The following is a 15,540-nucleotide window of genomic DNA, read 5'->3' as shown; positions in this document are numbered from 1 at the left end:
CGCATGGACTTCAGCGTGGTTGCCGTGGCACGGGAGGACGACAGTCCGGTCGAGGAGCCGTTGCGGGTGGCGAGGGCCGCCGACCGGCTCGGCTACCGGGAGGTGTGGGCGGGGGAGGGGCCGACCTGGGACTCCTTCGTCCTTGCCGCGGCGATCGGGCGGGCCACCGAGCGGGTCGCGCTGACGGCCGGGCCGGTTCCGGTGTCGGTACGTGATCCGCTCACGATCGTGCGGGGCGCCGCTTCCTGCGCGGCCGTGACCGGGCGCCGGGTCGGGGTGGCGCTGGGCACCTCCAGCAAGCGGGTCGTGGAGGGGGTGCACGGGCGGCCCCGGGTGCGTCCGGCGGCCGTACTGGAGGAGTCGGCGCGGGCCGTGAGCGCGCTGCTGCACACCGCGCCCGGCGAACCGGTCGTCCCCGGCAGTGTCTTCCGCCGTCGGCACCTGCCGTCCGGCGGCCCGCTCACCGTCGCGGCGTTCGGCGACCGGGCCATCGCCACGGCGGCCCGGCACGCCGACCGCATGCTCCTCGACATCGTCTCCCCGGAGCAGGTCCGCGCACTGCGGGCCAAGCTGCACGCGGCGGCGGAACGCGAGGGCCGTACCCCGCCCGCACTGGCGGCGTGGCTGCCCGCGGCGGTCGAACCGGACCCGGAGGCCCTCACCCAGGTCCTGGGCAGCATCGCGGGCTATCTCACGGTGCCGGGGTACAGCGACATGTTCACGGCGGCGGGATTCGGCGAGGCGGTGCAGCGGGCGGCGACGGGAGCGGACCCTTCGGTGCCCCCGGAAGCGGTGAGCGTCGTGGGTCTGGTCGGTGACCTCGACGCCGTACGCGCGCGCGTGGACGCCTATGCGGAGGCGGGCCTGGACGAGATCGCGCTGGTGCCGGCGACGGCGGGGGATCCGGGAGGGGAGCGGACGCTGACGGCGTTCGCGGCGCTCACTTAGGCCGGATGTTGTGGTTGAACCGGAACACATTGTCCGGGTCGTACGTCCGCTTGATCTCCTCCAAGTGCCGGTAGTTCGTCGCGCCCAGGCCGGCGATCACCCGCTCCGGCCCCTCCGCGCCGATGAAGTTGAGATAGACCGCACCCGTGCTCCAGGGCTGCGCGTCGGCGCGGACGTCGTGGACCCACTTGATGCCTCGCTCGTCGTCCGCCGGGTCCTCCCACATGCCGAAGGGGTGCGTGACCCAAGCCGCGTCCCGGTAGGGCACGGGGTACTTCTGCGGGCCGTCGGCGATGGCGCCGCCCTGCGGCATCAGCGCGTGGATGGTCCCGGTCGGGACGGGCATCGACTCCGCGCCGCGGCAGAACACGTCGACGTAGTCGTTGGGCAGACCCGTCAGATACTCCGCCGACCAGTAGTTCCTGAACCCCGGCGGATCGTCGATCATGCACTGCACATCGACGTACGGCATCGCCCCGACGATCCCTCCCTCGTGCGGCAGCGCCAGCAGCGGCTCCGCCACCTTGCGCATGTCCGCCTCGCTCCCGGCGTAGGTCAGCAGCGCCGCGCACAGCAGGGTGCCCTGGAGGTGCGGCGGGCAGAACTCCTCGGGCGGGCCGGTGAGATAGAGGACACCCCCGCCCGCCTCGTTCGGTGCTACGGCGATCACATCGCGGTAGGTGCGAACGACCTCGCGGCCGTGCTCCGGCAGGTACAGCAGGAACGCGATGGCGAACTCCGGCAGTTCGTACAGCTTCATGGTGAGCGAGGTGGCCACGCCGAAGTTGCCTCCGCCGCCGTGCAGCGCCCAGAACAGGTCCGGGTTCTCGTCGGCGCTCGCGTGGACCTGACGGCCGTCGGCGGTGACCAGCTCGACGGCGAGCAGATTGTCGACGGCGAGTCCGCAGCAGCGGTCCAGCCAGCCGGTGCCGCCGCCGAGGACGAAGCCGCCGACGCCGGTGGTGGAGGCCCGGCCGCCGGTCGTGGCCAGACCGTAGACCTGGGTCGCGTGGTCCAGGTCGCTCATCGTGGCGCCGCCCGCGATCCGCACCGCCTCGGCCGCGGGATCGACGGTGACCGCGCGCATATGGCGCAGATCGATGACAAGACCGCCGTCGTTGACCGCGGTGCCCGCCACACTGTGGCCGCCGCCGCGGACCGCGATGTTCAGGTCCAGATCCCGGGCGAAGCGCACCGAGCGCACAACATCGGCCTCGTCGACGCACTGGGCGATCACCGCGGGGCGCCGGTCGATCATCCCGTTGAAGACGACGCGGGCCTCGTCGTAACCCAGGTCCCCCGGGGCGAACACATCGCCGCTGAGATCCTCGCGCAACGCGGCAAGGGCCGCGCCCGCCTTCGAGAGGGAAGCCATGGCCGCCCCCCTTCCGGAAAGGGGGAATTGTCGCTTCCAGCGTAGGCGGGCGCGGCCCGGCGGGCTCGTTCAGCCGCCGTACGCTCCCGAAGCCGTCAGACGCAGCGCGGTGTCGATCAGCGGAACGTGGCTGAAGGCCTGCGGGAAGTTGCCGACCTGGCGCTGCAGGCGCGGGTCCCACTCCTCGGCCAGCAGACCGAGGTCGTTGCGCAGCGACAGCAGCTTCTCGAACAGCTTGCGGGCCTCGTCCACGCGGCCGATCATCGCCAGGTCGTCCGCCATCCAGAACGAGCAGGCGAGGAACGCGCCCTCGTCACCGGGCAGACCGTCGACGCCCTCGTCCTCACCCTGCGTCGGATAGCGCAGGATGAAGCCGTCCGTGGTGGACAGCTCGCGCTGGATCGCCTCGATGGTGCCGATGACCCGCTTGTCGTCCGGCGGCAGGAAGCCCATCTGCGGAATCAGCAGCAGCGAGGCGTCCAGCTCCTTGGAGCCGTACGACTGGGTGAAGGTGTTGCGCTCCTTGTCGTAGCCCTTCTCGCACACGTCCCGGTGGATGTCGTCGCGCAGTTCGCGCCAGCGCTCCAGCGGGCCGTCCGCGTCACCGGACTCGATCAGCTTGATGGTGCGGTCGACCGCGACCCAGGCCATCACCTTGGAGTGCACGAAGTGGCGGCGCGGGCCGCGCACCTCCCAGATGCCCTCGTCCGGCTCGTCCCAGTGGTCCTCCAGATAGCGGATCAGCTTCAGCTGGAGCAGGGAGGCGTAGTCGTTGCGGGCGAGCCCCGTCATATGGCCCAGGTGCAGGGCCTCGGTGACCTCGCCGTACACATCCAGCTGGAGCTGGTGCGCGGCGCCGTTGCCGACCCGGACCGGCGCGGAGCTCTCGTAGCCGGGCAGCCAGTCCAGCTCCGCCTCGCCGAGCTCGCGCTCCCCGGCGATGCCGTACATGATCTGCAGGTTCTCGGGGTCGCCCGCGACCGCGCGCAGGAGCCACTCGCGCCAGGCGCGGGCCTCCTCGCGGTAGCCGGTGCGCAGCAGCGAGGACAGGGTGATCGCCGCGTCCCGCAGCCAGGTGTAGCGGTAGTCCCAGTTGCGGACGCCGCCGATCTCCTCGGGCAGCGAGGTCGTCGGCGCGGCGACGATGCCTCCGGTCGGGGCGTACGTCAGGGCCTTGAGGGTGATCAGCGAGCGGATCACGGCCTCGCGGTAGGGGCCGTGGTACGTACAGTGCTCGACCCACTCGCGCCAGAAGTCCTCGGTGGCCTCCAGCGACTGCTCCGGCTCCGGCAGCGGCGGCGGCTGGTGGTGGGAGGGCTGCCAGGAGATGGTGAACGCGATCCGGTCGCCCGGGCCGACGGTGAAGTCGGAGTACGTCGTCAGGGCCTTGCCGTAGGTCTCGCGGTCGGTGTCGAACCACACCGAGTCCGGGCCCGCGACGGCCACCGTACGGCCCTCGTGCTTGTGCACCCACGGCACGACCCGGCCGTAGGAGAACCGCATCCGCAGGGCCGAGCGCATGCGTACGCGGCCGGAGACGCCCTCGACGATCCGGATCAGCTGCGGGGCGCCGTCGCGAGGGGGCATGAAATCGGTCACTCGGACCGTGCCGCGCGGGGTGTCCCACTCGGATTCCAGGATCAGCGAGTCCCCGCGGTAGCTGCGCCGGGCGGCGACGGGCGGCTCCGCGTCCGCCGCGTGCGCGGGCCCGAGCCGCCAGAAACCGTGCTCCTCGGTGCCCAGCAGACCGGCGAAGATGGCGTGCGAGTCGAAGCGGGGCAGGCACAGCCAGTCGACTGTGCCGTCCCGGCAGACCAGAGCTGCGGTCTGCATGTCTCCGATGAGTGCGTAGTCTTCGATGCGCCCGGCCACGTGCAACTCCAGTCGAACGGCCACGTCACCCCCCAGGCAAAAGGGGGCGGTCGCTAGTGCGGTCAAGGGGTCGTTGTAATGCGTCGTTGAGCGGTGAAGCAAAGCAGCCGCTCCGCCGTGAGGCAAAACGTCAATTGTTGCTCAACGAACTGACGAGCTCTCGATGTTCCGGTGGTACGGGCGGGGGTGGTGCCGTGTGTGCCGGTCCGGCTCGGCAGTGAGTGTCCGAGCAGGATACGACGCACGTAGATGATCTGCGTGCCGCTCCGGGCAACGTGGGTGGGCCGAACGGGTGAGCAACGGGTGAGAAATCGGTGCGCCCGTGTGGCTCCGTATCGGCCTGTGCGCAGAGCGTGGCCGGAAGCCATCGCCTCGCGGCGCTGATACCCTGGTAGCCCGTGGACCGGTGGGAGAAAAACCCCCGAACCGCAGCGACGGCGACTCCGGAATCTCCGGTGTGAGCGCCGCTCCGCACCCCAGACCGCGACCACGGGAGCCCCCCTTTGGCCATGACGCCCGCTGCTTTTCGAAACAGCACAGCCACGACGACCAAGCACATCTTCGTCACTGGGGGTGTCGCCTCCTCGCTCGGCAAGGGCCTCACCGCCTCCAGCCTCGGCATGCTGCTCAAGGCGCGGGGTTTGCGCGTCGTGATGCAGAAGCTCGACCCGTATCTGAACGTCGACCCGGGGACGATGAACCCCTTCCAGCACGGTGAGGTGTTCGTCACCAACGACGGCGCCGAGACGGACCTGGACATCGGACACTACGAGCGCTTCCTCGACCGTGACTTGGACGGCTCCGCCAATGTCACTACAGGACAGGTCTACTCGACGGTGATCGCCAAGGAGCGGCGCGGCGAGTACCTGGGCGACACCGTGCAGGTCATCCCGCACATCACCAACGAGATCAAGCACCGCATCCGCCGGATGGCGACGGACGAGGTCGATGTCGTCATCACGGAGGTCGGCGGCACGGTCGGCGACATCGAGTCGCTGCCGTTCCTGGAAACGGTCCGCCAGGTCCGGCACGAGGTCGGCCGGGACAATGTCTTCGTCGTTCACATTTCCCTCCTGCCGTACATCGGCCCCTCGGGAGAGTTGAAGACGAAGCCGACCCAGCACTCGGTTGCGGCCCTGCGGAACATCGGTATCCAGCCGGACGCGATCGTGCTGCGCTGCGACCGCGAGGTGCCGACCGCGATCAAGCGCAAGATCTCGCTGATGTGCGACGTCGACGAGTCCGCCGTGGTCGCCTGTCCCGACGCCAAGTCGATCTACGACATCCCGAAGACCGTGCACGGTGAGGGTCTGGACGCCTATGTCGTCCGCAAGCTGGACCTGCCGTTCCGCGACGTGGACTGGACGACCTGGGACGACCTGCTGGACCGCGTCCACAACCCCGATCACGAGATCACCCTCGCTCTGGTCGGCAAGTACATCGACCTGCCCGACGCCTATCTCTCGGTCACCGAGGCGCTGCGCGCGGGCGGCTTCGCCAACAAGGCCCGCGTGAAGATCAAGTGGGTCACCTCCGACGACTGCAAGACCCCGGCCGGCGCCAAGGCGCAGCTCGGTGACGTCGACGGCATCTGCATCCCGGGCGGCTTCGGCGACCGCGGTGTGCTCGGCAAGGTCGGCGCGATCAAGTTCGCCCGCGAGAACAAGATCCCGCTGCTGGGCCTCTGCCTGGGCCTGCAGTGCATCGTGATCGAGGCGGCCCGCCACCTCGCCGACATCTCCGACGCCAACTCCACCGAGTTCGACCCCGCCACCGGCCACCCGGTCATCTCCACGATGGCCGAGCAGCTCGACATCGTCGCCGGCGAGGGCGACATGGGCGGAACAATGCGCCTGGGCATGTACCCGGCCAAGCTGGCCGAGGGCTCCATCGTGCGTGAGGTGTACGACGGCAAGGAGTACGTCGAGGAGCGGCACCGGCACCGCTACGAGGTGAACAACGCCTACCGCGCGGAGCTGGAGAAGAAGGCGGGCATCCTGTTCTCCGGCACGTCGCCGGACGGCAAGCTCGTGGAGTACGTCGAGTACCCCCGCGACGTCCACCCTTACCTGGTGGCGACGCAGGCGCACCCCGAGCTGCGCTCGCGCCCGACCCGCCCCCACCCGCTGTTCGCGGGCCTGGTGAAGGCGGCTGTCGAGCGCAAGACGGGCAAGTGACACAAGGGTTGTTACGGTGACCGGGGTGCGCGCGTTCAGGACGCGCGCACCCCGGTTTTTTCTTTTGCGTACCGTCTGGAAGGGCAGGGCATGACGATCAAGGACACCCCGCAGGAGTGGGAGATCCGGGCGACGGACACCCCCTTCGTGGGCAACAAGACCTCCGTCCGCACGGACGACGTGGTCATGCCCGACGGCACTGTGGTCCGCCGCGACTACCAGGTCCACCCGGGCTCGGTCGCCGTCCTGGCCATCGACGACGAGGACCGGGTGCTGCTCATCAAGCAGTACCGGCACCCCGTACGCCACAAGCTGTGGGAGATCCCGGCCGGGCTGCTGGACATCCCCGGTGAGAACCCGCTGCACGCCGCCCAGCGCGAGCTGTACGAGGAGGCGCACGTCAAGGCCGAGGACTGGCGGGTGCTGACCGACGTCTACACCACGGCCGGCGGCTGCGACGAGGCCGTACGGATCTTCCTGGCCCGCGATCTGTCCGAGGCCGAGGGTGAGCGCTTCGAGGTGGAGGACGAGGAGGCGGACCTGGAGCACGCGCGTGTGCCTCTGGGCGAGCTGGTCCGAGGGGTGCTCGCGGGGGAGTTGCACAACAACTGCCTGGTCGTCGGCGTGCTCTCGCTCGTTGCTGCGCGGGCCTCCGGCGGGGTGGACGGGTTGCGTCCGGCGGAGGCGCCGTGGCCTGCGCGGCCGTTTGACGTGTAGGGGGCACTCTGAGCCGTCGGTCCTATGATCCCTTGATCCGATCGGGGGAGTCCTGACCGTCACCGCCGCGCTCCTCACGGAACGTTGCAGAGCGTGAACTAGGCTCTGGAAACGCCCGAACCGGAGTCCCGGCGGGCTCTGCGCGTGCGGTGGGACGGGAGTGTGGCCCGTGACGGATCAGGCGGTGGACACAGGCGGCGTTCAGCTGTCGGCCGACGGTCATTTCCTGGGCCGGACACGGGAGTTGAAGGAGCTGCTCGCCGATATCGAGCGGGCGGGTCTGGACACTCTCTCCGGGAAGAAGGCACCCCGCGCGCGCGTGCTGCTCATCGCGGGCCGCCCCGGCTCCGGCCGCACCGCCCTCGCCGAGGAGCTCGTACGACAGGTCGCCGAGCGTTACGGCGACGGCGTGCTGCGGGCCCGGCTCAGTGAGCCCGACGGCACTCCCATCCCCGTCGAGTCCGTCGCCCGCGATCTGCTCACCGCCCTGGACCTGCCGACCCCGGCCGGCGCCGCCGAGGACGACCTCACCGCGGCGCTGCGCGAGGCCCTCGCCGATCGCAAGGTCCTGCTGCTGCTCGACGACGCGGCCACCGCGGAGCAGGTTGACGCCCTGCTCCCGGAAACCCCGGACTGCATGGTCGTCGGCGTCTCCGCGGGGCCGCTGACCGGGATCGCGGACGTCCGCCCGTGCACGCTCGGCGGCCTCGACACCAAGTCGGCGGTGGAACTGCTGTCCCGGTATGCGGGATCGGTGCGGATCACCGTGGACCCGCGTGCCGCCGAGGGGCTCGTCGAGGAGTGCCAGGCGCAGCCCGCCGCGCTGAGGCTGGCCGGCGGCTGGCTCGCCGCACGCCCCAAGGCCGCCGTCGCCGACCTCGCCAAGCATCTGCACGCGGAGATCGACGAGGACTCCGCGGGCACCCCCCTCGCCCGGGTCTTCCGGCTCTCCTACGCGGCCCTGCCCGCCGCGGCCGCCCGGATACTGCGACTGCTCAGCCTCGCCCCGGCCGGCCTGGTCGACCCGCACACCGCCTCCGCGCTGGCCGGCTGCTCGGTCAACGGCGCCCGCACCACCCTGGACGACTTCGTCGCCCTCGGTCTGCTGCGGGTCGTGGAGTCGCCGCTGCCGCAGTACGAGGTCCCCGGCTGTCTGCACCCCCTGCTCAGGGCGCTCACCGAGGCCCAGGACCGGCCCGCCGAGCTCCAGCTGGCCCGCGCCCGCATGCTGGAGCGGACCGTGCGGCTGCTCCAGTCGTGCCGGGCGATCACCGAGACCGACAGCCCGCAGGCGCGCGAGAAGCTCCTCGGCATGCCGCGCTCACTGCGCTTCCCCAGCCCGCGCGCTGCTGCCGACTGGCTGCGCATCCGCAGGCCCGCCCTGCTCGCCGCGGCCCGCCTCGCCGTCTCCGACGGGGAGCTGGACACCCTGGCCAGGCGGCTGATGTCCCAGCTGGTGCGGGCGATGGTCGCCCACTTCGGCACCCAGGCCGCGGCCGGTGACCTGTACGGCATCCATGGATTGGTACTGGACGTGGCCGAGCGCCGGAACCTGCCCCGCGAGAAGGCCGCCGCGCTGCTGAACCTCGGCGATCTCGACGCCCGGACCGGGCGGACACAGGAGGCGCTGGCACGATATCGGGCCGCGCTGGACGCCGGACGCGAGGCAAACGATCCGTATGCGACCGGCCGCGCGATGGAATCCGTAGGCGGTGCCCATCTGGAGCTCGGCGACTACGACCGGGCCGCCGACTGGTTCGGCCGGGCGCTCGCCCAGCGACTTGCCCGGGACGAGCGCGCGGAGGCCGCCCGGCTGTACGGCCGGATCGGCGCCGCGCACACCTTCGCGGGCCGCTACGGCGAGGCGCAGCTCAACTGGCGCGCCGCCGTCGCCGGGCACCGCAAGAGCGGCGATGTCGCGGCCCACGCGCGGGCGTTGAGCGAGCTCGCCCGGGTCCAGGAGTACGCGGGCCGCCCCGAGGAGTCGCTGCGCACCTGCCAGGAGGCGGTGGACTGGGCGCGGCGCGCCGAGGACGTACGGCTCCAGGCCGCGCTGCATCTGCGCCTGGCCGACACCCTGGAGCATCTCGGCGACTCCGCCGCGGCTCGACTGCACCGCGGGGCGGCCGAGCGCATGCTGGGTGAGGAGCTCCCGGAGGGGGAGCCTGAGCCAGATCAGGGCGCTACAAGCAGCTAACGCCTGCGAAATCCGTAGTACATCCGCTGAAGATTAGTGCAATGAAAGGCTAGACAGCGGCAACACCTTCATTAGACTGGCTCTGCCGCACCTTCTCCTGCGGTGTCTCCCGGTGTGCCCGTGCGTGCCCGGGTATGTCTTGTAATGCCCCACACCCTCTGAGCCAAGGACCGTGATCGACGTGAAGGTCGGCATCCCCCGCGAGGTCAAGAACAACGAGTTCCGGGTGGCCATCACCCCCGCCGGTGTGCACGAGCTGGTGCGCAATGGCCACCAGGTCGTCATCGAGCGTGGCGCCGGCGTCGGCTCCTCGATCCCTGACGCCGAGTACGTGGCCGCGGGTGCCCAGATCCTGGACACCGCCGACGAGGTGTGGGCCACCGCTGACCTGCTGCTGAAGGTCAAGGAGCCCATCGCCGAGGAGTACCACCGCCTCCGCAAGGACCAGACGCTCTTCACCTACCTGCACCTGGCCGCCTCCAAGGAGTGCACGGACGCCCTGATCGAGTCCGGCACCACCGCCATCGCCTACGAGACGGTCGAGCTGCCCTCCCGCGCGCTTCCGCTGCTCGCCCCGATGTCCGAGGTCGCGGGCCGACTGGCCCCGCAGGTCGGCGCCTACCACCTGATGCGCTCGGCCGGCGGCCGTGGCGTCCTGCCCGGTGGCGTCCCCGGCACCCAGCCCGCCAAGGCCGTCGTCATCGGCGGCGGTGTCTCCGGCTGGAACGCCACGCAGATCGCCGTCGGCATGGGCTTCCACGTCACGCTGCTCGACCGTGACATCAACAAGCTGCGCGAGGCCGACAAGGTCTTCGGTACCAAGGTCCGGGCGATCATGTCCAACGCCTTCGAGCTGGAGAAGGCCGTCCTGGACGCCGACCTCGTCATCGGCGCCGTGCTGATCCCGGGCGCCAAGGCCCCGAAGCTGGTCACCAACGAGCTCGTCTCGCGTATGAAGCCCGGAAGTGTCCTTGTCGACATCGCGATCGACCAGGGCGGCTGCTTCGAGGACTCGCACCCGACCACGCACGCCGAGCCGACCTTCAAGGTCCACGACTCGGTCTTCTACTGCGTCGCCAACATGCCCGGCGCCGTGCCCAACACCTCCACGTACGCGCTGACCAACGCCACGCTGCCGTACATCGTCGAACTCGCCAACCGGGGCTGGGTGGAGGCGCTGCGCCGCGACTCGGCGCTCGCCAAGGGCCTCAACACCCATGACGGCAAGGTCGTTTACCGCGAGGTCGCCGAGGCGCACGGCCTGGAGCACGTGGAGCTCGAAACGCTGCTCGGCTGACCCTGCCGACCTGGCAAAGCGGCTAAGTCACCTTTTCGTAAAGGCGATACGTCAACACAGATCGTCAACGTCGCCCACCCGGCCGGACCTTGCCCGACAAGGTCCGGCCGGATGTGTGTATGGTCACTTTGCGACGCTCGGTCAACTCGCCTCGAACGTAACCCTTCGACCGATTCGCACACCGGTGAAACCTACCGTGCGACGGCCGTACGCCCTTGACAGAGGGATGTTTCATTGCCGACACATCCTGCCGGGTCCGGCGGATTGTGTTGCTGCGGACCGCCGACACGCCATAGAGTCGCCAACCGTCGGCATGGTGCCACGCTGACCTTGTCTAGAAGTCCCCTGGTCCCCAAGGAGGTAAGACGACTTGTGAATGAGTCGACATTTTCTCCCGGGGGTGGTCAACCAGGAAGCCCTGCGCGGGGCCAGGCGTCCGCGGGGTTCGAGGCTGTCGGCTCCGTCGCGGTGCGCACCTTCGCAGCCCACCAGAGTCACCAGATGACAGGGACGACTCTGTCAGCACACCAGAGCATGGATGGCCATCACGTGAACGCCATGGCCGGCGACGGAAGTGGCGCGCCCCACAACCAATTCGCCGACTACGACGAACTGCCCGAGGGGCACTTCTACGATCCCGACGCGGAGTACGAGCCCGACCCCGAGTACGCGGCCACGCTCGCGCCCGACGCTGCCCGTCAGCGTCGCGAGCGCATCGGCCCGACCGGACGGCCGCTGCCGTACTTCCCGATCCCGGGGCCGCTGACCGATCACGGTCCGGCGAAGATCATCGCGATGTGCAACCAGAAGGGCGGCGTCGGCAAGACGACGTCGACCATCAACCTGGGTGCTGCGCTCGCGGAGTACGGACGCCGGGTCCTGCTCGTGGACTTCGACCCGCAGGGCGCGCTGTCGGTCGGACTCGGTGTCAACCCGATGGAGCTCGACCTCACGGTCTACAACCTGCTCATGGAGCGGGGCATGGCGGCCGACGAGGTCCTGCTGAAGACCGCGGTCCCCAACATGGACCTGCTGCCGAGCAATATCGACTTGTCGGCGGCGGAGGTCCAACTGGTCTCCGAGGTCGCCCGGGAGTCGACACTGCAGCGGGCCCTGAAGCCGCTCATGGCCGACTACGACTACATCGTGATCGACTGTCAGCCCTCGCTCGGCCTGCTCACCGTGAACGCCCTGACGGCGGCTCACAAGGTGATCGTGCCGCTCGAGTGCGAGTTCTTCGCCCTGCGTGGCGTGGCGCTGTTGACGGAGACCATCGAGAAGGTCCAGGAGCGGCTCAACCCCGACCTGGAGCTCGACGGCATCCTCGCCACGATGTACGACTCGCGCACCGTGCACAGCCGTGAGGTGCTCGCGCGGGTTGTCGAGGCCTTCGACGATCACGTCTACCACACGGTCATCGGGCGCACGGTCCGCTTCCCGGAGACCACGGTCGCCGGTGAGCCGATCACCACGTACGCCTCCAACTCCGTCGGCGCCGCCGCCTACCGCCAGCTCGCCAGGGAGGTGCTCGCCCGGTGTCACGCCGAGTGAGTCTGCCGGGGGCCGACGAACTGTTCCGTACGACAGGGGGAATGGCGCTGCAGTCGTCCACTCCCCGGCGGGGGGCCAACGGCGAGGCACGGGTGCCCGCCCCCGCGGGGGAGAGCGACAGCGCCGCCGCGGAGGACGCGCCGCAGTCGGTGCCCGCCCAGGGCGGCGACGGCGAGGGCGCGGAGCATGTCGCGGCGGACGCGGACCCGGCGGAGTCCGGGGAGTCCCGGAGCCGGGGCGCCGCCGCGGAGCGGTCCGGGCGGCGCCAAGGAGCGCAGGAAGGTTCTGGCGACGCCTCGGCAGCGCGCAGCAAGCGCGGACGGGCCGCCTCGCGGCGGCCCAGCGGGCGTGAGCGGCACGACGAGAAGATCACCGTGTATGTCTCGGCCGAGGAGCTGATGGATCTGGAGCACGCCCGTCTGGTGCTCCGGGGCGAGCACGGCCTTGCCGTGGACCGCGGGCGGATCGTCCGTGAGGCGGTGGCCGTGGTGCTCGCGGATCTGGAATCCCGTGGGGACGCCAGCATCCTCGTACGACGGCTTCGCGGGCGGTAGCGGTAGCCTGCGGGGGCTATGACCTCGAACGACGTTCCCGTCCCCGGTGCCGGTGTCTCCGGCGGGCGGAGGCGTGCGCTGGGGACGGGGCCGGGGGCCCCACTGGTCGAACCGGTACCGGCACCGGATCCCGCCCCAGAGCCTGAGCCTGAGCCCGAGGCCGTTCCTCAAGAGCCCGAGCCCGGCGAACCGCAGGAATCCGAGGACGGCGTCTTCAAGGTCCGCCTCGCCAACTTCGAGGGCCCCTTCGATCTGCTCCTCCAGCTGATCTCCAAGCACAAGCTGGACGTCACCGAGGTCGCGCTCTCCAAGGTGACCGACGAGTTCATGGCGTACATCCGGGCCATGGGACCGGACTGGGACCTGGACGAGACGACCGAGTTCCTGGTGGTCGCCGCGACCCTGCTGGATCTCAAGGCGGCCCGGCTGCTGCCCGCCGCCGAGGTCGAGGACGAGGCCGATCTCGCCCTGCTCGAGGCGCGGGACCTGCTCTTCGCGCGGCTGCTGCAGTATCGCGCGTACAAACAGATCGCCGACATCTTCAACCGTCGCCTCGACGAGGAGGCCCGGCGCTACCCCCGTACCGTCGGACTCGAACCGCACCACGCCGAGCTGCTGCCCGAGGTGGTCATCAGCATCGGCCCCGAGGGGTTCGCGAAGCTCGCCGTGAAGGCGATGCAGCCGAAGCCCAAGCCGCAGGTGTACGTCGATCACATCCATGCGCCGCTGGTCAGCGTGCAGGAGCAGGCCGGGATCGTGGTGGCGCGGCTGAAGGAGCTCGGCGAGGCCAGCTTCCGCGCGCTCGTCGAGGACACCGACGACACCCTCACCGTCGTGGCCCGGTTCCTGGCGCTGCTGGAGCTGTACCGGGAGAAGGCCGTGGCCCTCGACCAGGAGACCGCCCTCGGGGATCTGATCGTGCGGTGGACCGGCGGGGAGGGTGAGGCCCAGCCGATGGTGACCGACGAGTTCGACCGGCCGCCCGAGCCGCCGAAGGAGGAGAAGAAGTGAGCGAGGAGATCAGCGGGCTGCACACGGTCGCGGACCTCGACCTCAAGCCGGCCCTGGAGGCCGTCCTCATGGTCGTCGACGAGCCCGCGACCGAGGAGCACCTCGCCAAGATCCTCCAGCGGCCAAGGCGGCAGATCGGCGACGCGCTGCGCGAGCTGGCCGACGAGTACACCGTCCAGGGCCGCGGTTTCGAGCTCCGGCTGATCGCGGGCGGCTGGCGGTTCTACTCCCGGCCCGAGTACGCGGCCGCCGTCGAGGGCTTCGTCCTGGACGGCCAGCAGGCCCGGCTGACCCAGGCCGCGCTGGAGACCCTCGCCGTGGTGGCGTACCGGCAGCCGGTCAGCCGCAGCCGGGTCTCGGCGGTGCGCGGAGTGAACTGTGACGGTGTGATGCGCACCCTTCTGCAGCGGGGTCTGGTCGAGGAGGCGGGCACGGAACCCGAAACAGGTGCGATCCTGTACACGACGACGAACTACTTCCTGGAGCGGATGGGCCTGCGCGGCCTGGACGAGCTCCCGGAGCTCGCGCCCTTCCTCCCCGAGGCGGAGGCGATCGAGGCCGAGACGCTGGAAGGGGTTCCGTCGTTCGATCCGGACGCACCCGATGCGCCGGGTTCCGACGACGCAGACGACTAGACGGAATTTTGATGCGAAGCAGCAGCGGCAGGAACAGCAGCGGAAACAACGGCGGGAGCCGTGGTGGCAACAGCGGCGGCCGCGGCGGGAGTGGCGGTGGCCGCGGTAACTTCCGCGGTGCCGGCAACAACCGCGACGACAAGCCGGGCAGCGGCCGTCCGAAGAAGCCGCGCCCGGAGGAGCGGCGCTACGACGTCGGCCCCGGCGCCACGCAGGACGGCCCGAAGTCGGGCCGCGGCCCCTCGGCCCGCGGGGGCGCCAAGGGCGGCCCCAAGCAGGGCCAGCGCTCCGGCGGCCGGACGGCTCCGGCGCGCTCCCGCGAGTACGAGACGCGCACGGAGGAGCGCAACCGCGACCGGTACGCCGGCAAGCCGGAGGTCAAGCTCCCCAAGACCTTCCCCGGCGCCGAGCAGGAGGGCGAGCGGCTCCAGAAGGTCCTCGCGCGCGCGGGCTACGGCTCCCGCCGGGCCTGCGAGGAGCTGATCGAGCAGGCGCGGGTCGAGGTCAACGGCGAGATCGTCCTGGAGCAGGGCAAGCGGGTCGACCCGGAGAACGACGAGGTCAAGGTCGACGGCCTGACCGTGGCGACGCAGTCGTACCAGTTCTTCTCGCTCAACAAGCCCGCCGGTGTCGTCTCCACCATGGAGGACCCCGACGGGCGCCAGTGCCTCGGTGACTACGTCACCAACCGTGAGACGCGGCTCTTCCACGTCGGCCGGCTCGACACCGAGACCGAGGGCGTCATCCTGCTCACCAACCACGGCGAGCTGGCACACCGGCTGACCCACCCCAAGTACGGCGTGAAGAAGACCTACCTCGCGGCCATCGTCGGCCCGATCCCGCGCGACCTGGGCAAGCAGCTGAAGAGCGGCATCCAGCTGGAGGACGGGTACGCGCGTGCGGACCACTTCCGGGTCGTCGAGCAGACCGGCAAGAACTACCTCGTCGAGGTCACCCTGCACGAGGGCCGCAAGCACATCGTGCGCCGGATGCTGGCCGAGGCCGGCTTCCCCGTCGAGAAGCTCGTGCGCACCTCCTTCGGTCCGATCACCCTGGGCGACCAGAAGTCGGGCTGGCTGCGCCGCCTGTCGAACACCGAGGTCGGCATGCTGATGAAGGAAGTCGATCTCTAAAGATCCCTCGCTTACGGCCGGTCCCGGATTCGTCGGGGACCGGCCGATTCGTTTTCGCCCCCGCGCCGGTCTG

General features: G+C 70.3%; 11 protein-coding genes and 1 pseudogene. 10 read left to right on the top strand and 2 right to left on the bottom strand.

Annotated elements, in window-relative coordinates; genetic code table 11:
* Positions 1–3: 3 nt before the first annotated feature.
* Positions 4–948 carry an LLM class F420-dependent oxidoreductase gene (locus OHT76_RS09700; RefSeq protein WP_328870356.1) on the top strand — a complete coding sequence of 315 codons (945 nt, stop codon included), beginning with the start codon at positions 4–6 and terminating at the stop codon, positions 946–948.
* On the opposite strand, the gene OHT76_RS09695 is transcribed toward OHT76_RS09700, so the two are convergent.
* A complete protein-coding gene (locus OHT76_RS09695) occupies positions 941–2,323 on the bottom strand; it encodes an FAD-binding oxidoreductase (RefSeq protein ID WP_328870355.1) in 1,383 nt (460 codons plus the stop codon). The two genes, OHT76_RS09700 and OHT76_RS09695, sit on opposite strands and share 8 nt — an antisense overlap.
* 69 nt (positions 2,324–2,392) lie before the next feature.
* Complete coding sequence (locus OHT76_RS09690; RefSeq protein WP_328876489.1) at positions 2,393–4,195, bottom strand: glycoside hydrolase family 15 protein; 1,803 nt, start codon at positions 4,193–4,195, stop codon at positions 2,393–2,395.
* A gap of 509 nt (positions 4,196–4,704) precedes the next feature.
* Between OHT76_RS09690 and OHT76_RS09685 the strand changes: the two genes are divergently transcribed.
* From OHT76_RS09685 to OHT76_RS09645, 9 genes and pseudogenes are all read left to right on the top strand, one after another.
* Positions 4,705–6,372, top strand: coding sequence for a CTP synthase (locus OHT76_RS09685; protein ID WP_328870354.1), 1,668 nt, complete (start codon positions 4,705–4,707; stop codon positions 6,370–6,372).
* Positions 6,373–6,462: 90 nt separating this feature from the next.
* Complete coding sequence (locus OHT76_RS09680) at positions 6,463–7,089, top strand: NUDIX hydrolase (RefSeq protein WP_328870353.1); 627 nt, start codon at positions 6,463–6,465, stop codon at positions 7,087–7,089.
* A gap of 169 nt (positions 7,090–7,258) precedes the next feature.
* Positions 7,259–9,323, top strand: a pseudogene (locus OHT76_RS09675) (tetratricopeptide repeat protein).
* 135 nt (positions 9,324–9,458) lie between these two features.
* Entirely contained in the window at positions 9,459–10,583 is a 1,125-nt protein-coding gene (gene ald, locus OHT76_RS09670; RefSeq protein WP_328870352.1) for an alanine dehydrogenase, read from the top strand.
* 501 nt (positions 10,584–11,084) lie between these two features.
* A complete protein-coding gene (locus tag OHT76_RS09665; protein WP_443049750.1) occupies positions 11,085–12,134 on the top strand; it encodes a ParA family protein in 1,050 nt (349 codons plus the stop codon).
* Positions 12,119–12,688: a hypothetical protein gene (locus OHT76_RS09660; protein ID WP_328870350.1), complete on the top strand. Its 570-nt coding sequence runs from the start codon at positions 12,119–12,121 to the stop codon at positions 12,686–12,688. The genes OHT76_RS09665 and OHT76_RS09660 overlap by 16 nt, the downstream gene beginning before the upstream one ends.
* A gap of 18 nt (positions 12,689–12,706) precedes the next feature.
* A complete protein-coding gene (locus tag OHT76_RS09655) occupies positions 12,707–13,699 on the top strand; it encodes a segregation and condensation protein A (protein WP_328870349.1) in 993 nt (330 codons plus the stop codon).
* A 68-nt stretch (positions 13,700–13,767) separates the two neighbouring features.
* Complete coding sequence (scpB, locus tag OHT76_RS09650; protein ID WP_443049911.1) at positions 13,768–14,334, top strand: SMC-Scp complex subunit ScpB; 567 nt, start codon at positions 13,768–13,770, stop codon at positions 14,332–14,334.
* A gap of 11 nt (positions 14,335–14,345) precedes the next feature.
* Positions 14,346–15,467, top strand: coding sequence for a pseudouridine synthase (locus OHT76_RS09645; RefSeq protein ID WP_328870347.1), 1,122 nt, complete (start codon positions 14,346–14,348; stop codon positions 15,465–15,467).
* The last annotated feature ends 73 nt before the right edge of the window (positions 15,468–15,540 follow it).

Source organism: Streptomyces sp. NBC_00287 (assembly GCF_036173105.1).
In the GTDB taxonomy this organism is placed as follows: Bacteria; Actinomycetota; Actinomycetes; order Streptomycetales; family Streptomycetaceae; genus Streptomyces.
The sequence above is the reverse complement of the archived record's forward strand: the minus strand, read 5'-3'. Positions and strand labels throughout refer to the sequence as shown.